This window comes from Sorangium sp. So ce381, from assembly GCF_051473845.1.
Taxonomy (GTDB): domain Bacteria; phylum Myxococcota_A; class Polyangia; order Polyangiales; family Polyangiaceae; genus Sorangium; species Sorangium atrum.
In genome coordinates this window covers 4469139-4491166 of record NZ_CP150336.1, presented here as the reverse complement: position 1 = coordinate 4491166, position 22028 = coordinate 4469139, and the positions used below count along the sequence as shown (strand labels likewise).

Sequence of the window (22028 nt, the reverse complement as noted above, 5' to 3'; positions counted from 1 at the left end):
CGCGCGCGGCTCGCTGCGTGGACGCTCCCGGAAAGGCGGGCGCTCGTCGCCGCGGCCCCGCTTCGGGGGAGGCGGGCTCGCCAGCGCGGCGAGCCCTGCTCCGCGTCACAGCCGCTGCGAGTAGTACTCGATGATGAGCTGAACGGCGATGGGGAACGGGATGCTCGTCTCGTCCGGCAGCGCGGCCACGCGCGCCTGCCGGGCGTCCTTGTCGACCGCGAGCCACGTGGGGGCTTCCATGTCGGTCTTCGCGAGGCCCTCCACGACGGTCCGGTGGTCACGGCGCTTCTCGCACACGCTCACCGTCTCTCCGGCGCTGACGCGGTAGGACGGGATATCGACGCGCTTTCCGTCGACGAGCACGTGCCCGTGCGCCACCAGCTGTCGCGCGGCCGGGATGGTGCGCGCGAAGCCCGCGCGGAAGACGACGTTGTCGAGCCGCCGCTCGAGTAGCTCGATGAGCTTCGTCCCGGCGGCCAGGTCGCTCCTGCGCGCCTCGAGCATGAGCGTCTTCAGCTGCGTGTTGGTGAGGCCATAGTTGAGCCTGACCTTCTGCTTCTCGCGGAGCCGCAGGGCGTACTCGCTGAGCTTCTTGCGGGCCTGTCCGTGCTGCCCGGGCGGGTAAGGCCTCCGCTCCGTCTTCCTGGCCGACAGCCCGGGGAGCTCGACCCCGAGCGCGCGCATGACCTTGACGCGAGGTCCGGTGTAACGGCTCATGCCCGGGCCCTCCCCAGGGACGCGCGCGCGTCGCGATGGTGGAGCGCGGCGCCGCAGGGCGCCGGTGCGTCGACGTAGTCCTGGATGTTCATCGAGCTTCTCTGTCCTTGTGCATGGGTCTTGCTGTTGCTTGTCATGGCGGTGTACCCGAGAGTGCTATCGAGGGCTCACACGCGCCGGAGGTGGCGGAGGATCGGGAACTGCGCTTTACGGAAGAAGCGAGCGAGTCCATTCGTGGTCCGGATGCGGGCGCCGAGCGGCTCGGGATAGTCGCTGTCGCCCAGGACGCGCAGCCATGGAAACGTCTCGACGACCCCTCCCTCTCGGTGGAGCTCGACGTGACGCGCGCCCCTCGCCGCGGTGGGACGGAGCTGGAGGCTCGGGCTCGCGTCGAGCAGGAGCTCCACGTCCTTGGCGAGGCGCAGGGAGACCTGGGTCAAGAAGGCGCCGATCCGCTCGGGGCCGAGGTGGGAGAAGAGGCCGAGGCCGAGGATCAACGTGGGCCAGTCCTGCGCGTCGGCGAGCTGATCGATCCAGTGATCGCAGCCCGGGGACGCGGTGGCCAGCGCGTACCGCGGCGTCTGCGGGGCGCGCCGGGACTTCCACGCGACCACGCGGGGAACGTCGATGTCGATCCAGTGGAGCTGCCCGTTGTCGACGCGCGAGAATCGGGTGCACGGCCCGGAGAAGAGCCCGATGGCCAACCCGTCCGGGTGACGGCGGAAGAAGTCGTCCACGACGTCATCGACCAGCCGCGTGCGGGTCGCGAGGGGGCGGAGCTCCTGTTCCGTGAAGCCAGCGCGCTCGACCTCGAGCAAGCGGGCGAGCTGGCGCGCTTCCTCGTCGTGGAGCCCGAGGTCAGGAAACGCGTCGGAGGCGTACGCGCACGCGGCGACACCCGCGAGCTCGCGTCGAGCAAACGAAGGGGCAGCGTCGATACTGAAAATCATTTTCATTTTCGTTACAGGAACGTGCGTCCTATGTCAAGCAGCGAACGGCCGCGACCCCACCCAGGTTGAGCTGCGACCGCGACCTCACCCAGGTTGAGCTGTGGCGGCGACCCCACCCAGGTTGAGCTGGCGACCCCACCCAGGTTGAGCTGGCGACCCACCCAGGTTGAGCTGCGGCGCCTCTCCCCATCGCTGTGTCCTGCGGCCCTGCCCTGCCCGGCCGGAGCCTGCGGTCGTCCGCCCCGGCCCTTGACGGGCATCGGTCGAGAGCTATCTTTTAGATATATCTTTTAGAATATCGACCCGGCAGCCGCATGGTCGCCGGGCCGCGGAGCCGGGGTGGTCTGCGCACGAGCGCGCGGCAGCTGAGTGCTCGCCGCCGTGGCGGTCCGCCGCCGAGCCAGAGAGGGATTTTGTCTATGTTCTGGGGATACGAACACCATCACTGCGCAGGCCCGCGAGGGCCGAGGGGGGGTCCGTTCGGGAGGGGTCGGCACGGCATGGGCGGCGGCCCGCCGGGCTGGTGGGGCGACTGGTTTGGAGGGCCGCCGCTCCGCGCCGATCGCGGCGGCGTGCGCTACCTCGTCCTCGACGTGCTCGCCGAGCGAGCCCGCCATGGCTACGAGGTCATCCAGGCGATCGAGCAGCGCAGCGGCGACACCTACCGTCCGAGCCCCGGCGTCATCTATCCGACGCTGCAGATGCTCGAGGAGCTCGGCCACGCGCGCGTCATCGAGGCCGAGGGGCGCAAGATCTACGAGATCACCGACGCGGGCCGCGAGGACCTCAAGGCGAACCGCGAGTACGTCGACGAGTTCTACGAGCGCTTCGTCGAGACCTCGTGGGAGCGGTTCGCCGAGGATTTCGGCGACGTCATGAAGCGCATCGGCTCGCTCATGAAGATGCTGCGCCACGCGATGCGCCGGGGGCGCATCACGCCGTCCGTGCTCGCGCGCACCGTGAAGGTGCTCGACAAGGCGGCGGCCGAGATCGAGGAGCTGCTCGGCGAAGATCCGGAGGGGCCCGCCGGCCGGCGCCCGTGATCCGCGCCGCCCGTGGAATCAGGGCGCGACGCGCTCAGGCACGCTCTCGAAGCAGAACACCCGCCAGGCGTTCGGCTGGCCGGGACGCACGAGCTCCGTCACAGCGCCGCTCGTGAACTCCGCGACGACGCCGCGCCAGAACGCCAGAGCGCCCCGGTTCCCCTCGGCGACGCGCACGGTCCACTTCCCGGGAAGACCGTTCCATAGGAGGCACGCCGCCTGGCGGCCCACGCCGGAGCGGCGATAGCGGCGAAGGACGAAGAACTCGGCGACATCGAGGGTGTCCGGATCCTCCACTGCCGGCGAACCGCGCGTCGCCAGGACAAACCCGGCGACGCGCCCGCCGCATCGAATGAGGAACGCGAACCGCCGCTCCCGCTCCGACCAGTAGAGAGGGAGCTTGGGATAGCCGAAGCGCCCGTCCTGCCCCAGCTCGATAGCGGGGAACACATCGCTGAGATCGTGGATGTACAGCTCGAGAAGGTTGGACAGGATCACGGCGTCCGCTGGCGTCGCCGCGTCCAGAGAGACAGTCTGCGCATCTGCCATATCCAATCCTCCCGTCCGCCACCGCGCACTCGGGCGCTTCTCCGCGGCGCGCGCGTCGTTGTCACGATGACTGGCCCCCTCGGTCGTCGACCGCGCGCCGCGCGCCACGGCCTGTGCCCCTCGGCTCAGCCGAGGAAGCCGCGCGCGCGGGCGATCGCCTCGATCGCCGGCCTCCGCCGCTCCAGCTCCTCGACGTCCTTGACGGGAAGAAACCGCGCCGCGAGGCCCTCGCGCGGCACGCGAACGAACCGGGCCGGCAGGCCGAAGGTGACCTCGTTCAGGATGCGCTCGAACTGGATCGCCTTGCGGTCGTCCACCTTCTTCTCGACCTCCACGTAGATCCACTCCAGCGCGAGGGCGTCGAGCGCCTCGGCGCTCGCCAGGAAGGTGTTGGTGTTGAAGACGGGCACGACCTTCGGGTCGAAATCGACCGGCAGCCGGAAGTCCTCTGCCATCACCGGTCGGCCGTTCCACCGCAGCGGCCCGCCGCCCTTGTCGCCGCCCTTGTCGACCACCTCGACGGACAGGGGCCCGCCGTGGCCGAGGTGCCAGCCCAGGAGGACCGGATCGACGGTCGCGCCGAGGTTGTCGAGGTTGGCGATCCAGACGATCTTCCCGCCGCGGGCGATGAAACGGCCGAGGAGGCCGCTCTCGCGGAGGGCGTCCGGGAGGTCGCCATGACCGGTGGCGTAGACGCTCGGCTCGCCCGCCTCGTCGAGGAACAGCCCCCCTTCCGGGGTCAGGCGCAGCGACACGTGCTGCTCGAACGTGGCGCAGAGATCGCCCGGCTCGTCGAGGCGCGCGCCGAGCGCCTCGCGGATCGGTCCGTTCGTCGCCTCGCTGGTCATCAGCCACAGCGGGACCGGGACCCCCGTCGTGCGCCGGAGGTGATCGCTCTCGGCGAGGCGCAGATCGAGGAAGGTCCGACCAGGCAGCACCTCGACGAGCGCCTTGACCACGCCGCCCATCCGGGTGGCCATCCCGCCGGCGAGGACGCAGAGGGCGACCTCGCCCCGGCGCAGCGCGGCCAGGCCCGCCTCGCGGCAGCGGGCGTGCTCGGGCGTGCCCTCGGCGGGCAGGTAGGCGATATCGCCGGGCGCGGGCGGCTCGACCGTGCCCTGGAGGCGGTTGCGGGCGTCCCGGTCCTTGCCGATGGACGCGGCCCACCGGGCGACGCGATCGGGGTCGAACCCGCGAGCCCGGAGGCGAGCGAGGAGAGGGCCAGGGAGCGCGGCGATCTGCTGGGCGAGGGAAGACACGGTATCCTCAAAAGACCACGAGGCGATGCGCGTGGCAACGGCATCGTGCAACCGGTCACGCCGTTCAGAATGGGCGCCTCCTGGAGAGGCATCTCGCGCCTGCACACACACCCGAGATCCGGATGGCGCTGAATGCGTCGTACGTGGCTCCCTGATGCCGCGTCGCTCGCCTGAAGGTCGCTCGCCTGAAGATCACCAGTTCCCTTCCGAGAATGGATCATCTCCAGGAAATCACGCCGACCCGGGAGCCCCCGGTCCTGCTTCCGTCAGCGGCCGGTCAACTCGGGAACAGCTCCTCCACCGCCGCCGCGGTCGCCGCGCGCTGGAGCCAGCGTCCCAGGACGTCCACGTCCGTCTCGCCGAGGATCCGACCCCTCGCCTCCTCGCTCACCGGGATGCGGCGCGCGTCTAGCAGCATCAGGATCGCCGCCGACAGCCGCCCCACCGCCTGCTCCGCCCGCGCCTGCTCCTGTTCCGCCCGCGCCTGCTCCTGTTCCGCCCGCGCCTGCTCCTGCTCGATGCGGGCCTCGGCGGCCTCGATCATCCCTTCGAGCTTGCCCACCAGCTCGCTGGCGGTGACCAGCTCGGCGGTATCCGCGTAAAAACGGAGACGCCCCGCCTCCACCGCGAGATCCAGATCGAGGACCTCCGATCGGTACCGCCCGGCGCGCGACGGGATGCTCTCGTAACGCCGCTCGCCCGTGGGCGGTAACCGGTGACCTTTGAGGTGTCCGCGCGGGATGTCGTAGATGAAGTACTCACGGATCCCGAGGGTCGCGTAGCGCACGACGTTGTCGACGAAGTCCTTGCGCCAGTTGCCTGCGTAGTGCACCTCGATCGCGAGGTCGATCCCCTTGCCCTCGGCGCTGACCATCCAGCAGAGGCGCGGGCCGGGATCGACGTCGGTCACCGCGATCACGTCGGGCGTGAAGCCCTTCTCGCCCGGATAGTGGACCTTCATCTCGGCGCCGATGTAGATGCGCCGCCCGCGCCGGCCGAACCAGGCGCGGAGCGTGTCGCGCGCTTCCACCTTGGCGTCGAAGTGCGGGTCCCCTTCGGCCATGGCCAGGCGCTCGTCGATCTCCTCCTGAGACACGGAGTCGACGAGCGCCGCGATCGCCTGCTGGCGCTGAGCGGGCGACATCGCGGCCCACTCGGCCTCGGTCGGGGCGCGCGGCGCCTCGGCCGGGATGGGGGCAGCGGCGGGGTCGACGGGCTTTCGGATGGGAGCCGACATCCCGCCCAGCATACCACCGTTCCGGGGCGCTCCCGCCGTCGGACGACCTGCTGCGAGGCGGCGCCGGCGCCGTCCGGCGCTCGCGCGCGCCCTCACCCGAGGAACCGGAGCACCATGTTGAGCAGCACGAGCACCACGACCATCCCGCCGCACACGAGCGCGACCTCCCTCCCGGACACGCGCACCACGACGCGGCTGTCCTCGGCCCGCGCAGCGCCGTAGAGCGCGGCGGAGGCGCCGAGCACCATGTAGAGGATGTCCTTGTAGGCCCACGAGAGGAAGAAGATCCCGATCAGCGCGCCGCACAGGCTCACGAAGATCGCCGGCGCGAACCGCCTCGCCGTGGGGCCGGCATCGACGTCGCCCAGCCAGATCGACAGCGGTACCTTGATCGACGCGTACAGGACGAGCGCGAACAGGCACATCCCGAGCAGGCCCGTCTCGGCCGCGGCGAGGAGATAGGAGTTATGGGCGGTCAAGCCGAGCGACGACTCGTCGCCGAACTGCCCTGCGCCGACGCCGATCCCCTTGGTCCGGCGGATCAGCTCGAACGCTTCCCGCAGCAGCTCGACGCGCTCGTCCGAGCTCTCGCTCGCCTCGTCGCCGCTCCGGCCGCCGAGCAGGAGCATGGGCGGCCCGATGAAGCAGGCGGCGATGACGCCGAGCGTCCCGCTCCGCCGGATGAAGCTGAGGCCGAGGACCGCCAGGTACACGATGACGCCCGAGCGCGAGCGCGACAGGACGACCATCGCGCCGATCGCCGCGATGATCGCCGTCACGGGGAGCGCGCGGAGCGCCGCGGCCACGCGCGAGATCAGCCGATCCGTGAGCAGGACGGGCAGCGTCAGCGCGCGGCGCGGCGCGCATGGCGGCGCGCCGGCCGACGGGGGCGGGCCTCCGCCGACGGGCCGGCGCGGCCGGCGCGGGCCGGCGCGCCGCTCCGCGAGCGCGATCGCGAGCGGGATCGACATGCCGGCCATCAGCGAGAGCTCGTTGGGATCGGCGAGCGAGCCGCGGTAGCGGACACGGCCGTCGATGGTCGACGTGCCGAGCGGCCCCGGGCGCTCGCACCGGTAGTTGCCGTCGGGCACGGGCGCCTCGATGCGGCAGTCGAGGTTGGTCTCGCAGGGGCGTCCATCCGGCTCGAGCTCGCCCTTGCCTTCCCAGTCATCGGGCGCGGCGATCATGCAGCCATGGGGCTGGAACGCTTGCACGATCGCGACCACGGTCGTGAGGACGGCGCAGCCGACGAGCGTGATCGCGAGCGCGCGCAGCCCTCGCGGCGAGGCGGCGGCGACGGCGACGGCGACGAAGATGCCCGCGACGGTCGCGAGCTGCATGCCGCGCTCCTCGAGCGCGGCCGGGCGCTTCAGCGCGGTGGTCAGCGCCGCCCAGGCGAGGAACGCGAGCGCATAGACGACCTGAGGCGCGAGCGTCGGCTTGAGCCGCCGCCACACGACGTCGAGGGCGACGCAGAGAAGGGTGATCCCGAACGCCGCGTGCACGAGCGGAATCCCCGCGAGCGCCGGGATGAACTCCTGCGGCTTGATGATGACGAGCGCGCACAGCGCGCACACGACCCACGCTGCCATGGTGTGGCGCGCCGTTCGCGTGGCGCGCGCCGCGCACAGGCGGCCCGCGCCGCGCCGTCGAGGCGGCCGCGCGGAGGCGCCCTGCGCGGGCGCGATGAGGCGCGGCGCGCATTCCCCCCTTCCGCGCGACGGATCTAGCACCGCGGGTCCGAGCGGCACGCGGGAAGAGCGCCAGTGCGCGCGCGAGGAGCAGGCGCGGAGCGCGGCCGCGGGATCGGCGCTTGCTGGAGCGCCATCGCATCAAGGAGGCTGGAAACCGCATGTGCTCCCGCTGTGTCCGGATTGCCCTGCTCTGCTCCGCGCTCACGGTCCTCATGGCGCTCCCGGGCTGCGGCGCGCGCGCCCCGCGGGTCGATTTCGATGCGGAGCGCCGCGCGACGAGCGCCTATGCCGTCGGCCCGGGCGACGTGCTGGAGGTGCGCGCCTGGAAGAACGAGGCGCTGAGCCAGCGCGTCACGGTGCGACCCGACGGGTTCATCACGATCCCGCTCATCGGCGACGTCCTGGCGTCGGGGCGCACCGTCATGGGCATCGCCGAGGACATCGCGACGCAGGCCGCCAAATTCTATCATGAGAAGCCGGTCGTCAGCGTCGAGGTGGCCGAGCTCCACAGCTACCGGGTCTACGTGATGGGCGAGGTGTCGCGTCCTGGCGAGTTCACGCCGAGGGGGCAGATCACCGTGCTCCAGGCGCTCGCCCTCGCGGGCGGATTCACCCGCTTCGCCGATCCCGATGAGGTGGTGATCGTCCGGCGCGACGCGATCGGCGAGCGCAGGATTCCGTTCGTGTTCGACGAGGTCGTCGGGAAAGGCGATCTCCGCGGGGATCTGCCGCTGCAAACGAACGATACGGTGGTGGTGCCGTAGAAGGTCCGCATCGGGGACACGTCGCTCCGGGAACAGGCTTATCCGCATGCGGCTGCGGCACGCGCGTGGGCAGGGGTAGCGCTCGCGTCGCAGAGGACCCGTTGCGCATCGCTGCGGGTCCTCCCCTGCCCCGACGGACATCGTTGGATGATCGCCGCACCAAGTTCTGGCATCCTGACAGGATGCGTCCCGGGGCAACACCGCCGCTCGCCGCCGTATTGACCCTCGCGTTGCCGCTGATCGTCGCGGCGTGTGCCCCTGCGAGCCCCGGCCCCCCGGGCCCCGCCGGCAAGGCCGCGGCGCCGCCGAGCTCTCCGGTCCTCGCGACAGCCAGCGCGCCTTCAGGCCCGGGAGGCCCTAAGCCTGCCGGCGCGGCGTCCGCGGGGGGAGCGCAGGCCGATGGCGCGCAGGGCGCCGCGCCCTCCCCCACCCCAACCGAGCCGGCCCCTGCCATCTCAGCGGACGAAGCCGAGGCCATCCTGTTCCCGGACGACGCCGCCGCCCATCGGGACGCCATCGACGCCTGCCGGCGCGGGAACGCCGGGACGGCGGCCGCGCCCAGCCCGGGACACGAGCGCATCCGCTGCCTGCTCGCGCTCCGCTACCAAGGCGACCCGCAGGCCTCGGCGAGCGCGACCGCGCTCTTCGACCAGAACGGCAGCGTCGCCGGGCTGGAACGGGAGCACATGATGGACGGCGGTTACCGCGGCATGCTCCACCTCGTCCCGGAGCTGCCGGTGCGCGCCGAGCGCCGCCACCTCGAGTGGACGGTCTCGGCGATCGCCGACTTCGACGCCTTCGTCGCGGATCTCGCGGCCGCGGCCAGCTCGCCCGTGCGCTACCGGCACCGCGCCCTCGCGCTCCGCTACTTCCGGTCCGTGCGGGCGCGGACGCCTTCCGCCTACGCCTCGGGCTGGACGGTCGCATACAACCTCTCCGGCTCGCTCCACCGCTCCGCGGACGACGTTCGGGAGACGCTCTTCCACGAGCTCTTCCACCTGAACGACGTCGCGCACGGCGGGTGGTCCCAGGCGGCGCTCTCGCCGATCTACGACGGCATCGTCGCGCGCTGCGGAACGAGGATCTCCTGCCTCACGCCGTACTCGCCGAACGAGACCATCGTGAAGGGCGGCACGTATTACTCGTTCCAGCCAGGAAACGGCGTCGTGGAGTACGCCGCCGAGCTGGCGATCCGCTACTACCGCGAGCAGCGCGCGGCGCTCCGCGGCAAGCGGCTCTCGAAGGCGCCGTTCAAGTGCGGCCCGCCGGAGAACGCGCGGGCATGGTCGCTGCTCTCGGGAGAGTTCTTCGGCGGCGCAGATCGGGTGGCGCCCTGCCGGGAAGGAGCGCCGGCAACGCCCTGAGCCACGTCGCAGCACGCGATCTCGCCGTCCCACGCGCCGCACATGACGTGACGATGGCGCGCAATCACCGCCGGAGGCCTGGTCGCGCGCAGGCGCATCACCCCACCTGCGACCGGTGGACGACCGAGGGTCGCGGCAGCTCGAGCGGCGGCATGGGATCGAAGAGCGAGCGCTCCGCGTCGGCCACCTCCTCGGCCGAGAAGGCCCGGAGGGTCTGGCAGAACTCGACCATGATGCCGTTCGGATCGATCGTGCAGATCGAGCGGCAGAACTCGTGATCTCTCTCGGTCACCTCCAGGCCGTGCGAGAGCCATCGCGCGAGCATCCGACCGTAGAGCTCACCCGTCGGGGCGCTGAAGGCCAGGTGGTTCATCCACACCGGCAGCCCGAGCCCTGTCGAGAGATCCGTCCTGAAGCGCCCCCGCACCGTCTCTTCGTGCACATCCCAGAATGCGAGCATCGGACCATCGGGCTCGCTGGTCCGATACAGGGCGTGCCTCGCCCAGCCCCCATCGCGGCTGCCCTCGTAAGGCACCGCGATGACCTTCACGAGACGGAACCCCATGGCCCGGGTATAAAACCGGTGTGTGGCGACCAGATCGCTGGTCGCCAGCGCGATGTGATGCACCGCCATCGTCCCCCCTTTGCGTGCATGGCAAGGATGCCACGAGCCGGAGCGCTCGTTCAAGCTGGATTCCATGCAATCGGTCGAGCGATCGCGAAGCGAGGCGCGGGCGGTGACCTCGGTTAGATCGGTTACGTCGGGTCTCCCGGTGTCCCCACCCCATCGAGCATGAGGGATTCCGGCGACGGGGAGTCCTTTGCGCAGGATGCCGGCCCGGCGCGCCGTGCCCCGGACGCTCGACCAGCCCTGGACAGCGAGGCGGCGGGTGCCTCGAGGGACCCGCAGCCGCCCGGGGGCTCGGCGGGATCGGCGCTGAGCCCCCGGACGGCTGCGCTATCCTCGGCGCAGGCCATGTCCGACGGCGATCTCGTGTTCGCATCCATGCCTGCCGGGCTCATCGCCTTCGCCTCGTCGTGCGGAGTCCCGCAGGAGGATCTCCTCCAGGCGGCCGGCGTCGCGCCCGAGATCCTTACCGCGCCCGACGAGCTCGTGCCGTATGCATCGCTCTTCTCGCTGTGGGAGCTCCTTCTCCAGCGCCTCCCCGGCGAGCCTCTCGGGCTGCGTTATGCGCGCTGCATCCCGGTTTCGGTCGTCGGCATCGTGGGGCACGTCCTTCGCCACAGCGAGACCGTGCGGCAGGGCGTCGCCGTCTATGGCCGCTTCTGCCGGCTGATGGACCCGTACCTCCGCATCCTCCTCGAGGAGCACGGCGGGGTCGCGCGGCTCGCGCTCGAGCACGAGCCGCGCGTCGTCGCCATGGCCGAGCCGATCGAGATGATGGTCGCGACGCTCGCGCGCTTCATCGCGCTCTACCTCGGCGGCTCGGCGAGGCCGATCGAGGCGCTGTTCCGCCATCCTCGCCGGCACCCGCCGTCGCTCTACGAGGAGGCGATCGGGGCCCCCGCCCGCTTCGAGGCGGGCGCGACGGGCCTCGTCTACGATGCGCGCGTGCTCGACGCGCCCCTGGTCGGCGCGGACCCGTCGGTCCGCGATTACCTCGTTCGCCACGCCGAGCAGCTCCTCGCCGCGCGCGCGGCGCCCGCCAGCGCCGCGACGCTCGACGCGCGCGTGCGCGCCCGCATCGACGAGCGGCTCGACCACGGCGACGTGGACCAGGAGGGGATCGCGCGCGCGCTGGGCATGAGCACGCGCTCGCTCCAGCGCGCGCTCAAGGACGTCGGCACGTCGTTCACGGCGCAGCTCGACGAGGCCCGGCGGGAGAAGGCGCTCGATCTCGTCCGCCGGCCTGACCTCGCGCTCCAGGAGATCGCGTTCCTGCTCGGCTATGGCGAGCCGCGCCACTTCTATCGCAGCTTCCGTCGCTGGACGGGCACGACGCCGGGAGAGTACCGGCGCGCCCGCGTCCGCTAGCTCCGTGTGGGAGAGCAAGCATGCCTTCGCAGACCCTCTCGACCAAGCTCGCCCCGCCGGCCGCTGAGCAGCTGAAGGCGCAAGCCATGGAGCCCTGGCTCTTCCCGGTGTTCTTCCTCTCGGGCTCGGCAGCGCTGGTGTATCAGGTCGTCTGGCAGCGCGCGCTCTACGCGATCTACGGCGTCGACATCCTGTCGGTCACGATCGTCGTCACCGCGTTCATGCTCGGTCTCGGCCTCGGGAGCCTCGCGGGTGGGGCGCTTTCGCGCCGGTACCCGCAAGCCGCGGTGACGCTGTTTGCGCTCTCCGAGCTCGGGATAGGCCTCTACGGCGCCTTCAGCATTCGCCTCTTCGCCCTCATTGCAGAGGTCACGCACGGCATTGGCCATGTCGCCACGGGTGGGGTGGCCTTCCTGCTCGTGGCGCTCCCGGCCATGCTGATGGGAGCCACACTGCCCCTCCTGGTCGCGCACGCCACGTCGCGATCGCGTAACGTCGGTCGCTCGCTAGGTAACCTGTACTTCACCAACACGCTGGGCGCGGCGTTCGGTGCCTTTCTGGCGGCGCACTACCTGCTGGGCGGGCTGGGCCTCCGGGCCACGGCGGAGGTTGCCGCGGCGCTCAACGTATTTCTCGGTGTGCTCGTGATGGTTCTGCGCCGGGGGCGTCGCGGCGAGCCATGAGGCTCCTCGTCGCCGTCCTCGTCGCCACGCTCGGCGGTTATCTCGCGCTCTCGCACGAGGTCCTCTGGGTCCGGATCTACGGCTTCACGGTCGAAGGCGCTCCGGACGCCTTCGGCTTTCTGCTCGCGGCCTACCTCGCCGGTCTGGCCGGCGGATCGCTCCTCGCCGGTCGCTACTGCCGGAGCACGGCGGCGGAGCACTCCGGACAGCTTTACCGGGTGGGCGGGGTGATCTTCGCCGGGGCGCTCGCGGCCTTCCTCGTGGCCCCCGTCGTCGCGCACCTGGTCGGCCGCGGTGTGGAGCCGGCCTCGACGCTGCCTGTCTTCGCGCTCGCCAGCACCTGCCTCGGCGCGGGGTTCCCGCTCCTGTGCCACTTCGGGATCCGCGCGGACGAGCTGGCCGGCGCGCGGCTGTCCTACGTCTACGTCGGCAACATCGTGGGCTCGACGCTGGGCAGCCTGGTCACCGGCCTCGTGCTGCTGGATGTCTTGCCTCTGCGCGAGCTCAACGTGGCCCTCGCGATCGCGGGCGCCGCGATCGGCGCGATGCTCATGCTCTCCGCGTCGACGACGGCGCGCTCGCGCGTGTTCAGCGGCGCCATCTTGGCTGCCGCCATCGCGTCCTTCGTGGGGTCGGCGCCGACGCTCTACGGCGACCTCTACGAGAAGCTCCTTTACGGGGAGGAACACCGCGAGCACGGTCGCTTCGCCCACGTCATCGAGCGTCGCGAAGGCGTCGTCACGGTCTCCCAGTCGGGCACGGTGTACGGCGGCGGATCTTACGAGGGCATCACCAACGTCAGCCCGCTGCCGGAAAAGGACGAGAACCGGGTGCTGCGGGCCTATCTGGTGTCCGCGTTCCATCCCCAGCCGCGCGACATCCTCATGATCGGCCTCGGGTCCGGCTCCTGGCTTCAGGTGCTGGCGAACGACCCCGACGTCGAGCGCCTCACCGTGGTCGAGATCAACCCCGGGTTCGTCGAGGCGGCGCGGCGCGCGCCCGTCGTCGCGAGCGCGCTGGACAACCCGAAGGTGGAGGTCCTCATCGACGATGGCCGGCGCTACCTGGGGCGGACCTCGCGGCGCTTCGACGTCATCGTCGAGAACACAATCGTGTACTGGCGCTCGTATGCCTCGATGTTGCTCTCCCGGGAGATGATGGATCTGTCCCGCCGGCACCTGAAGCTGGGCGGCGCGCTCTACTACAACACCACCATGTCCACCGCGGCTCAGAAGACCGGGGCGACCGTATTCCCCAACGCCCTCCGCTTCCAGAACATGCTGATCGCGAGCGACGGTCCGATTACCATCGACCACGCGCGCTTCGAGGGGAAGCTCGACGCGTGGCGTATCGACGGCCGTCCCGTGCTGCCCGCCGGCAGCAGCGCCGCGCAGCTCGATCTGCTGAAAGAACAGGACTGGCGCGGCGGGCCCACCTGGGAAGGCCGGGAGTCGATCCTGCTGCGGACGCAGGATGACCCGATCATCACCGACGACAACATGGCGACCGAATGGTGGGCGTTCGGCACGTACCCCTAGCCCTCCTTTCGCAGGACGCACCCCCCGAGGCGGGCGCAGTACTTCACGAGCCGCTCCCGCCCCTCATCGGCCCATCCCTCGATCCGTACCGCAGCTTGCACATTGAAGCCGTCGAGCTCCACCGTGAGCGGTCTCCGCCGCTTCGCGTCGAACCTCCGGCTGCGCGTCGACGCGAGCGTTCACGTTCGGACTCGTCGAGCGGGCGACGGGGCGTCTGGCCGCGGTCGGCAACGCCGCGCCGCTCGCCGTGCGGAGCGACGATCTGGCGGCGCTGCCCGACAGCGGCTGGATTATGAGGAGCCAGCCGTCTGGGTCGTTCACTCGCTCTGACATAGAGCTGCTGGACCAGGCTGGCGATGTGGATTTCGGGCCCTATGGCCGCCCAGCACAGGCCTCGTCGCTGTCCCATCGGGGGCGCACCAGCCGCTCGGCGGTCGCAACCGTGCCTCGCGCGTCGGTCACTCCCCCTGATCCGGAGCGGTTGACCGATGGCACACGCTGGCTCCCGGAGCACGGCCGGCCATCCGATGGCGGGCTCAAGCTCGGCCTCGTGCTCATGCCCCCCTTCGGCGCCCGCTGGAAGGCCGAGGAGATAGAGCCCACGCTCGGCGCCTGGCCGGAGGCGAAATCGTTCGTGGCCACCTTCAGCGCCGATTACGCCAAGGTGAACAGCGTCCGCGCCGCCGTCGACTTCATCATCGCTCAGCGACCGAAGCTGGGAGTTTGAGCGACGGGCGGCGGTGCTTCTCGCCGCATCAACGTGGAACGAGCCACGCGTCGAACGGCGCGAAGTAGGCGCCCCCCTCGACCTCGTTGTCGGCGCGGTAGAGATCGAAGTCGGCCGGCAGGTCCGGGAAGTCGGGGCTGGAGAAGCCGCGCACCTCCCAGGTCGAGTAGCGGTTGAACGTCTGCCCGAAATCGAACGGCAGCACGCCCGCCGGGAATACCGGATCGACGAAGCGCAGCCACACGCGCAGGCAGTCGGGATCGGCGGGGTCCTCCTCGTCGCCGCCGTCGCACGCCTCGTGGAGCTGCGTCACCGCGACCGGACGATCGCCCGTGAACGTCACGTGATCGAAGATCGCCGGCTTCTCCTGGATGAACACGTAAGCCAGGATCTTGATGTCGTCGACGGTGCCCCCCTGCATGCGGGCCGTGTCGTCGAGCGGGATGGCCTTGACGCCGATCGACGCCAGCCCGTTGTCCACCGCCACGACGTCGGAGAACAGCAGCGGATTCACGTAGGCACCCCAGAGGACGCCATAGTGGCCGTTCGACCAGAACGCGTTGTCGCGGTACGCCGGCTGCGCGACCTCGATGTTCTGCCAGATCATCGCGCCGTGCCCGCGGACGTGATGGGCGACGTTGCCGTCGAAGACGAAGTCCGCCGGCCGCCCCGAGCCCCCCTCCTGCCAGCCGAAGCCGGAGACGTCCTCGCCTGTGCCGTCGTAGCCCACGCCGACGGCGACCGAGTCGCGCGCGCCCGAGCCCTCGCCGCCCGACACCGCGATGCCGGTCATGCGGTGGTCCACGCGGATGCAGCCGTCGACGCGCTCGGGGATGCCGACGCGCGCGGCCAGCACATGGTCGAGGAGCACGCCGGCCGGCGCCTTCTCGCGATCGTCACAGAACGTGCCGCACGCGCCGTTGTCGTAGAACAGGCCGAAGCCCACTCCCTGGGTGTCGTAGCCGGCGACGTCGCTGATCTCGATGTCGTTCGACTGCTCGACCATGATGAAGTGGAGCTCGCCGCCCCAGATCGCCGCGTGACGCACGAACGAGCCCGCCGAGGCGTCCTTCTGCTGGTGGAACCAGAGCGGCGCGCGGCGGGCGGGGAGCGCGGTCCCCTCGGCGCCGCCGCTGCACGGGATCAGCGGGCCGAGCCAGCGGAGCTCCACGCTGTCGAGCTGCGCGTGCCCCTGCTCGGCGACCAGGATGTGCGCGTGCGCTGTGTCGTCGGCCGAGCGGATGACCACGTTGCGCGACAGGTTCGCGGCCTCGGCGCGGCGCAGGCAGTCCGCGCAGCCGTCGTGGGTGAACGCAGGCGCCTTGGCCAGCGTCACCTCGTTGCCGTCGACAGCGGCGATGGTCCCCTCATCGAACTGGTCGACCGCCGCGTCGCCGCCGGCGAGCGGGGTCGACGGGGTGAGGACGACGCGATCGCCGGCCTTCCACCCCGACGCGTCGTCGACGGTGAACACCGCGTCGCCGTCCCCCGCGCCCTCGACGAGCTTCCCCCACGCGCGCTTGGGCGCGCCGGCCGCGAGCAGGCGCCCGGCGCCCATGACCCACACCCCGACGTCGCCGCCGACGACGGAGATGGGCGTGTCGACCGACTGCGGGCCGTCCCCTCCCTCCACCGCGCTGGGCGTGCCGGCGTAGTCCTCGTCGTGCATGCCGGTGAAGACGATCTCGGCGGTCACGCCGTCGGGGACGCGGTCGTCGGGCGTGCCGTAGTCGACGGTCCCCTCCACGACCAGGTTGCCGTGCAGAGTCAGCGTGGCCGACGCCTCGCGCGACGCGCGCAGCGTGCCGCCGGCCTCGACAAGGACCGTGTGCGCCTCGGCGGGGCAGTCGACCACGACGACCTTCCCTGACGGGATCACCACGTCGGTGTCCGCGCCGGGGAGCGCGCCGCCCCAGGTCGTGGCGTGACAGAAAGAGCAGGACTCGCCGTCGGGGCAGTCGGCGGTCGGACCGTCGGGGCCGCCAGAGCCGCCGGGGCCGTTCCCCGAGCTGCCGCAGGCCGCGAGCGCGGCAGCGGCCACGAGTGAGAGCGCGAGACGTGTTCGAACCATCGTTCCTCCAGCAATCGCCGCCTAGGGACACGCCGCCAGGTCGGCGGCGACCTCGGGCGGCGCGAGCGCGCGCAGCTCCGCGCGCTCGTCGAGGGCGAGCCCCTCACACCCATCCCGCCAGGCGTTGCCAAGGACCACGTGATGATCGGACGTGAGCGTCCCGCCGCCGGCCAGGAACGCCGCCTCGCGCGCGAGGAAGCGGCGCAGCAGCGAGGCGCGGATCGGGCCGGGGACGCGCCGCAGCGGCACGGCGAGCAGGCGCACCGGCCCGCGATCGGTGCCGAAGTCGTCGGCGAGCGCGCCCTGGGACTCCTCCAGGCTGCCGACGAGGTGGAGATAGGTGATCGTCCACGGGCCGGCGCCGGCGCCGTCGGCGGCGGTGAGGACGTCCTTCCAGTTCAGCGGTCGATCGCCCGACGTGTGGCCCCGGCCGGGGTTGACCGCGGCCTGGGCCACCCACCAGGAAAAGGTCTGCGCCATCGCGTCCGGCACGGCCTCGGCGAACGCCGCCTCGAAGAACGCGAAGCCGACCTCGTAGGGGAATGCGGGCCCGCCGTCGGGGAAGCCGTGGTCTGCGCCGTCGAAGCCGCCGTGGCGCCGCTGCCAGTCCCACAGCTTGATCGCGGCGTAGCGCAGGAGCTCCACGCGCCCGGCGTGATCGCCGGTCGTGATGAGGATCTCCTTGCCGATCTGCACCGCAGCGCTCTCGAAGGCGCGCGCGGCCTCGAGCGTGCCGTCGCGCTCGAGCGCGGCCTGCGCCTCGGCGAGCCGGCCGTCGTCGCGCGTGAACCAGGTCTCGTCGATCCTGCGCGGCAGCCAGCGCATCCACGACGGCGTCTCGACGGGGAGCGCGATGGCCGAGGAGTCGAACGACGCGGCCAGGTCCCAGGCCGGGTCCTCGGGGAAGCCGCCGGGGAACAGCGCGGCGCCGAGCGCCTCGTCGGAGTCGAGCACGGCCTTATGCCCGGCGCCGGCCGCGCCCGCGTGCAGCGGGCCGGGCTGGAACGGCGCGTCGATCACGCGTCCGACGGGGGGGACGGCCAGGGAGCGCACGTAGCTCGCCAGGTCGGCGGCCTCGGCGGGGGTGAACAGGTGGTGCTGGGCGCGCGCGATCACGCTGTGGTTGGAGAACGCGAAGTAGGCCAGGTCGGCGCCATCGTCGGCGTGGCAGCGCGCGCACACAGGCCCGCCGTCACGGCTCTCCTCGGTGAAGAAGCGCCGCCCGCGCTCGATGGCATCGGCGTCGGCCGACGGCGCGGTCCAGGCGGCGGGGTCGTCGGCGGGGAGGTCGGCCGTCCCCCGCCGCCCCCCGGCCACCACGGCCACGTCGATCACGCGGAACCCGGATACGTCGCGGACCTGGCGGTCGTAGCGGAACACCACGCGGTTGGCGCCCGCGCGCAGCGTGCCCTCGGCGAGCGGGAGCGTGGCGGTCGCGTGGCCGCCCGACGGCCTGCGCAGCCCCGGCGCGGCGAGGTCGATCGGCGCCGCGTCGTTCACCACCACGTAGGCCGCGTCGGCCTCGACGACGTTGTGCACCGTGAGCGCGAGCGCGGCGCCCGGCGCGGAGGCGACGTCGCCGGGGACGTCGATCGTGACCGCGACGGCGGCGCCCGGCGCGCCGAGGACCTCAATCGGGAGCGAGGTCGCGGTCGAAATTGCATCCTCGTCTCCATCCGGCGCGCACCCCATCAGGACCACGGCGAGCGCAAGCTGGGCGAGCCATCGCACGGCCGCAGCATATCAGTCGCCGTCGAGGGTTTCGTCAGCTTCAACGCCGAGGAACAATACACCCACATCCTCCCCGGGGGAGCGCACACGCGAGCAGGTCGTCCAGGCCCTGGAGTTGCTCTTCCCGTCGCACCCTTGTCTACGAGGAAGCGTCTCTTGGTCGCTGCCAGCGGCCGACATGGCAAGCGACTGTCGCGAGCCTCGGGCAGGGCTCAGTCCTACAACCAGAGACCCTGTTGGCAATGTCTTCTGAACGAGAAGACTTCACCCTGGTGATATGGCTCATACGAGCCTTTCACGGGGTTCACCGGCCGGCCATCCTGGCTGAGGGCGAATCGAGGAGGCGCAGCGCGCCGCGCACAAGGACTGGCACGATCGGCGATCAGGCGCTCGGCACGAAGGCCGCCGGCTGACGGCCGGGCGCGGGTGCGTCGCGGCCGCTCTTCTCGGCGAGCTGACGCTCCAGCTCCTCGTACATTCGCACCTTCTTCTCGATGCCGGCGAGGTGGGCCTGCTGCTCGGCGAGCTTCCTGGCCACCTCGTCGCGGTGCGCTTCGAGCAGGGCGCGACGCTCCGAGATGGTCGCGTCGCCCCGGCGCGCGAGCGTCGCGTAGGCGAGCATCCGCTGGATGGGCATGCCCGTCTCGTGCAGCCGGCGGAGGAAGACGACCCAGCGCACGTCGTCGGGACCGTAGCGGCGGTGGCCGCTGCGCGCCCGCGCGATCGGCTGGATGAGGCCGATCCGCTCGTAGTAGCGCAGCGTGTGCGTGCTCGTGCTCGTGGCGGCAGCGACCTCGGCGATGGTCAGCCTGTCAGCCGCTCCCGAGGGCGCCTCGGCGCGCTCCGCGGGAGGGGGGCGGACGTCGATGGCGGAGAGCGGAGGGCGATCAGCTGCTCGGCGGGGCTGCACTGGACCTCCTTGCCGCGCAGGGAGGGACGGCGGCGTTTCGGCACCCGTCACGGTAAAAGCTCGAGCGCGCTCTAAGTCAAGGGCGCCCCCGGCCTCGTTTTGTTTCGCCAGCCGCCCCTTGACTTCGAGCGCGCTCGAAGCCTTACCCCTCCCGGACACACAAGGGAGAAGGCACGATGCGATACAAGCTCCTAGGGAAGACAGGCCTCTACGTGTCCGAGCTCTGCCTCGGCAGCATGACGTTCGGCGGGAAGGGCTTCTGGCAGGTGATCGGCGCGCTCGGCACCGGCGAGGTCGAGGCGGTCGTGGGCACGTCGCTCGACAGCGGCGTCAACTTCATCGACACCGCGGACGTGTACGCCGAAGGCGAGTCGGAGCGGCTCGTCGGCGCGGCGCTCAAGGCGCTCGGCCGCCCGCGCGAGCAGGTCGTCGTGGCCACCAAGGTGCGCGGACGCGTGGGCCCGGGCGTGAACCAGATCGGCCTCTCGCGGGCGCACATCCTCGCGAGCATCGACGCGAGCCTCCAGAGGCTAGGGCTCGATCACGTCGACCTCTACCAGATCCACGGCGTCGATCCCGTGACGCCCATCGAGGAGACGGTGCGCGCCCTCGACGACGTGGTGCGCTCGGGCAAGGCCCGTTACGTCGGCTTCAGCAACCTGCCCGCGTGGCTGGCCATGAAGGCGATCGGCTTCGCGCAGGCGAACGGCCTCGCGCGGTTCGAGAGCGCCCAGGTCTACTACTCGCTCGCGGGGCGCGACATCGAGCGCGAGATCGTGCCCCTGGCGCAGTCGGAGGGCATCGCGATCCTCCCCTGGAGCCCGCTCGCGGGCGGCATGCTGTCGGGCAAGTTCGATCCGGAGAAGCCGGGCGGCCCTGACGGCGCGCGGCGCACGAGCTTCGACTTCCCGCCCGTCGACCGCGCCCGCCTGCCGCGCGTGCTCGGCGCGCTGCGCGAGGTCGCGGGCGCCACGGGCCTCTCGGTCGCGCGCGTCGCGCTCGCGTGGCAGTTGACTCGCCCCTTCGTCACCAGCGTCATCATCGGCGCAAAGACGCGGGAGCAGCTCGCCGACAACCTCGCCGCGGCAGAGGTCACGCTCTCTCCCGAACACGTCAAGCAGCTCGACGAGGCGAGCGCGCTGCCGCCCGAATACCCCGGCTGGATGCTGGAGTGGCAGAACCGCGACGTGCGCGGCGTCCCCGGCGGGCAAACGGTCGCGGATCGCGCCCGCCAGCACCAGACGAACAAGTAGCGGACCTCATCCCCGAGGCCTCCGCGGGTCAGTCGCGGATCCAGCGTCACCACTCCGGGAGGGAGCGGCTCGCTCGGGCTGAGCAACTGGGTTGGCGCCGCGCGCCGCCGCGTTGGCATGGAGCGCGCTCAGCCCACTTCGGACACCGCAGGAACAGCGCTGTTCTCGGCCTGGAGAGCAGCACGCTCACTGGTACGCGTGTTGCCAACACCGCCCGTGATGTGGCAAATGAGGTCTCTCCATCTCACATGGTTGACGCTCGCCGCCGTGGCGTGCGGCACGGATCCGGTGGCGGTGGATCCCCGGACAACCTCGCAGCTGGTGCTCGACGGAACGGGCGCCGGGGAGCGCCCGCAGGTCATCGTCCTCGTCGTCGATGACGCGGACACGGCCGAAGCTGCGCAGCTTCGGGAGCGCGTCGCCCAGAGCGTGCGCGCGAGCCTTCTTGACGTGATCGGATTGCGGTGGGGAGCCTGCGGCAGCGCGGATCCGGCCCAGTGGCACCCGGGCGATATCCGGGTGGTCGTCGCGCGGCCGAGCGCGCCCGAGGCTGCGGCGCTCCTCACCTCGAGGGAAATCCCCGCGCTCGCGTGGACCACTCAGACATCGCACGAGGAGGAGGTCGAGGCAGTGATGGCAGGCGTGACAGAGGCGCTGGGCCAGCGCCTGGCCGAGCCCGGGGAGGAGTACCGCCCGCTACGGACGGCCAGGGGCGCGCTGGAGCTCGTCACGGGCGCGCTCGCCCCCGTGGGGGAGGCGGAGGTCGCCTTCGTCAGGTCACTGCCCCAGGACAGGATCGCGAGGCTGCTCGTCGCGAGCACGCGCGACGACGAGGGGCCCGAGCTCGTCGCCGACGACGTACCCGGCCAGACAGCGCTGTCGATGACCCTGGACACGGAGGTGGTCGGGCCTTTCACCACGCGCGATTCGACCTGTCGCGCCGTCGACGAAGGCAGCACGCGACTCGAGGCGTGGAGCGAGCTCGTGCACGCGGAGCCGATCGCCTCGCGCTGCGACGATCAGCAAACGTGGGACATGCTCCTCCACCCGGGTTGGGCCGATTGCGGGTACATCTGCCAGGCCCACCCGCTCGCCGTGGACGACGGAGGCGTGGTCGCTTGCAAGGTCATGATCGATCAGGCCGATCTCGAGCGCTGCGATGCCGCGCGAGGTTGGCGCGATCCAGGCGGGCAGCCCACGTTCGTGGAGCGCGGCGGCGAGGAGCTGCGCCGCTGCGAGGTCGTGCAGCTCGCCGGCGCCGACCTGGAGAGCTGCCGGCATTCGCTCGATTGTCCGGGATGCCCGAGCGGCTTCTGCGCGACCGAGGTGCCGGAGCTGGTATCGCAGTGGCGCTGCGAGCGTTCGGATCACCCATGGCCGCTCCGGTTCATCGGCGGCGCGATCGAAGGCCGTCGCGGGTGGATCAACATTACATGCAGTACCGAAGCAGGAGAATGAGAGACGGCATCGCGCGGTGCGCCGTGCCCGGTCGTCGACACCTCGTTCCAAGCCTGACAACCCCCTCATTTTGTTGGCATTTGA

Annotated in this window: 19 protein-coding genes; 9 read left to right on the top strand and 10 right to left on the bottom strand. The window is 71.3% G+C overall.

The features are described from left to right. Positions 1 to 105: 105 nt before the first annotated feature. Together rpsD and WMF29_RS17000 are read right to left on the bottom strand one after the other, a co-directional pair. On the bottom strand, positions 106 to 717 hold the full coding sequence (rpsD, locus tag WMF29_RS17005; RefSeq protein ID WP_437329831.1) for a 30S ribosomal protein S4: 612 nt from the start codon (positions 715 to 717) through the stop codon (positions 106 to 108). A gap of 167 nt (positions 718 to 884) precedes the next feature. Continuing rightward, complete coding sequence (locus WMF29_RS17000) at positions 885 to 1667, bottom strand: class I SAM-dependent methyltransferase (protein ID WP_437329830.1); 783 nt, start codon at positions 1665 to 1667, stop codon at positions 885 to 887. Positions 1668 to 2167: 500 nt separating this feature from the next. On the opposite strand from WMF29_RS17000, the gene WMF29_RS16995 reads away from it, so the two are divergent. Continuing rightward, positions 2168 to 2710: a PadR family transcriptional regulator gene (locus tag WMF29_RS16995; RefSeq protein WP_437329829.1), complete on the top strand. Its 543-nt coding sequence runs from the start codon at positions 2168 to 2170 to the stop codon at positions 2708 to 2710. 18 nt (positions 2711 to 2728) lie between these two features. Here the strand turns inward: WMF29_RS16995 and WMF29_RS16990 are convergent, their stop codons facing one another. The 4 genes from WMF29_RS16990 to WMF29_RS16975 all read right to left on the bottom strand — a co-directional run bounded on the left by WMF29_RS16990 (position 2729) and on the right by WMF29_RS16975 (position 7347). Then, the gene (locus WMF29_RS16990; RefSeq protein WP_437329828.1) at positions 2729 to 3367 is read right to left on the bottom strand and encodes a GNAT family N-acetyltransferase; all 639 of its coding nucleotides are present in this window, start codon (positions 3365 to 3367) and stop codon (positions 2729 to 2731) included. A gap of 17 nt (positions 3368 to 3384) precedes the next feature. Beyond that, entirely contained in the window at positions 3385 to 4518 is a 1134-nt protein-coding gene (locus WMF29_RS16985) for a UTP--glucose-1-phosphate uridylyltransferase (protein WP_437329827.1), read from the bottom strand. A gap of 277 nt (positions 4519 to 4795) precedes the next feature. Then, complete coding sequence (locus tag WMF29_RS16980; RefSeq protein WP_437329826.1) at positions 4796 to 5755, bottom strand: Uma2 family endonuclease; 960 nt, start codon at positions 5753 to 5755, stop codon at positions 4796 to 4798. Positions 5756 to 5847: 92 nt separating this feature from the next. Beyond that, on the bottom strand, positions 5848 to 7347 hold the full coding sequence (locus WMF29_RS16975; protein WP_437329825.1) for an O-antigen ligase family protein: 1500 nt from the start codon (positions 7345 to 7347) through the stop codon (positions 5848 to 5850). A 260-nt stretch (positions 7348 to 7607) separates the two neighbouring features. Here WMF29_RS16975 and WMF29_RS16970 point away from each other — a divergent pair, with 260 nt between their 5' ends. Together WMF29_RS16970 and WMF29_RS16965 are read left to right on the top strand one after the other, a co-directional pair. Beyond that, on the top strand, positions 7608 to 8213 hold the full coding sequence (locus WMF29_RS16970) for a polysaccharide biosynthesis/export family protein (RefSeq protein WP_272098302.1): 606 nt from the start codon (positions 7608 to 7610) through the stop codon (positions 8211 to 8213). A 182-nt stretch (positions 8214 to 8395) separates the two neighbouring features. Next, entirely contained in the window at positions 8396 to 9577 is a 1182-nt protein-coding gene (locus WMF29_RS16965) for a hypothetical protein (protein ID WP_437329824.1), read from the top strand. A gap of 97 nt (positions 9578 to 9674) precedes the next feature. Here WMF29_RS16965 and WMF29_RS16960 read toward each other — a convergent pair whose 3' ends face one another. Further along, entirely contained in the window at positions 9675 to 10211 is a 537-nt protein-coding gene (locus WMF29_RS16960) for a VOC family protein (protein WP_437329823.1), read from the bottom strand. Positions 10212 to 10553: 342 nt separating this feature from the next. On the opposite strand from WMF29_RS16960, the gene WMF29_RS16955 reads away from it, so the two are divergent. The 4 genes from WMF29_RS16955 (at position 10554) to WMF29_RS16940 (ending at position 14521) form a co-directional block, all read left to right on the top strand. Continuing rightward, positions 10554 to 11573 carry an AraC family transcriptional regulator gene (locus WMF29_RS16955; protein WP_437329822.1) on the top strand — a complete coding sequence of 340 codons (1020 nt, stop codon included), beginning with the start codon at positions 10554 to 10556 and terminating at the stop codon, positions 11571 to 11573. A 20-nt stretch (positions 11574 to 11593) separates the two neighbouring features. Beyond that, positions 11594 to 12256: a fused MFS/spermidine synthase gene (locus WMF29_RS16950; RefSeq protein WP_437329821.1), complete on the top strand. Its 663-nt coding sequence runs from the start codon at positions 11594 to 11596 to the stop codon at positions 12254 to 12256. Then, positions 12253 to 13794 (top strand): spermidine synthase, encoded by a 1542-nt coding sequence (locus WMF29_RS16945; RefSeq protein ID WP_437329820.1) that lies wholly within the window; start codon positions 12253 to 12255, stop codon positions 13792 to 13794. The genes WMF29_RS16950 and WMF29_RS16945 overlap by 4 nt, the downstream gene beginning before the upstream one ends. 247 nt (positions 13795 to 14041) lie before the next feature. Next, the gene (locus WMF29_RS16940; RefSeq protein WP_437329819.1) at positions 14042 to 14521 is read left to right on the top strand and encodes a hypothetical protein; all 480 of its coding nucleotides are present in this window, start codon (positions 14042 to 14044) and stop codon (positions 14519 to 14521) included. Positions 14522 to 14549: 28 nt separating this feature from the next. Here WMF29_RS16940 and WMF29_RS16935 read toward each other — a convergent pair whose 3' ends face one another. The 3 genes from WMF29_RS16935 to WMF29_RS16925 form a co-directional block, all read right to left on the bottom strand. Then, positions 14550 to 16592 carry a G8 domain-containing protein gene (locus WMF29_RS16935; protein ID WP_437329818.1) on the bottom strand — a complete coding sequence of 681 codons (2043 nt, stop codon included), beginning with the start codon at positions 16590 to 16592 and terminating at the stop codon, positions 14550 to 14552. A 21-nt stretch (positions 16593 to 16613) separates the two neighbouring features. Continuing rightward, positions 16614 to 18323 (bottom strand): hypothetical protein, encoded by a 1710-nt coding sequence (locus WMF29_RS16930; protein WP_437329817.1) that lies wholly within the window; start codon positions 18321 to 18323, stop codon positions 16614 to 16616. Positions 18324 to 18705: 382 nt separating this feature from the next. Then, positions 18706 to 19233, bottom strand: coding sequence for a MerR family transcriptional regulator (locus WMF29_RS16925; protein ID WP_272098291.1), 528 nt, complete (start codon positions 19231 to 19233; stop codon positions 18706 to 18708). A 176-nt stretch (positions 19234 to 19409) separates the two neighbouring features. Here WMF29_RS16925 and WMF29_RS16920 point away from each other — a divergent pair, with 176 nt between their 5' ends. Then, positions 19410 to 20486 carry an aldo/keto reductase gene (locus tag WMF29_RS16920; RefSeq protein WP_437329816.1) on the top strand — a complete coding sequence of 359 codons (1077 nt, stop codon included), beginning with the start codon at positions 19410 to 19412 and terminating at the stop codon, positions 20484 to 20486. Positions 20487 to 20714: 228 nt separating this feature from the next. Beyond that, complete coding sequence (locus tag WMF29_RS16915) at positions 20715 to 21944, top strand: hypothetical protein (RefSeq protein ID WP_437329815.1); 1230 nt, start codon at positions 20715 to 20717, stop codon at positions 21942 to 21944. The last annotated feature ends 84 nt before the right edge of the window (positions 21945 to 22028 follow it).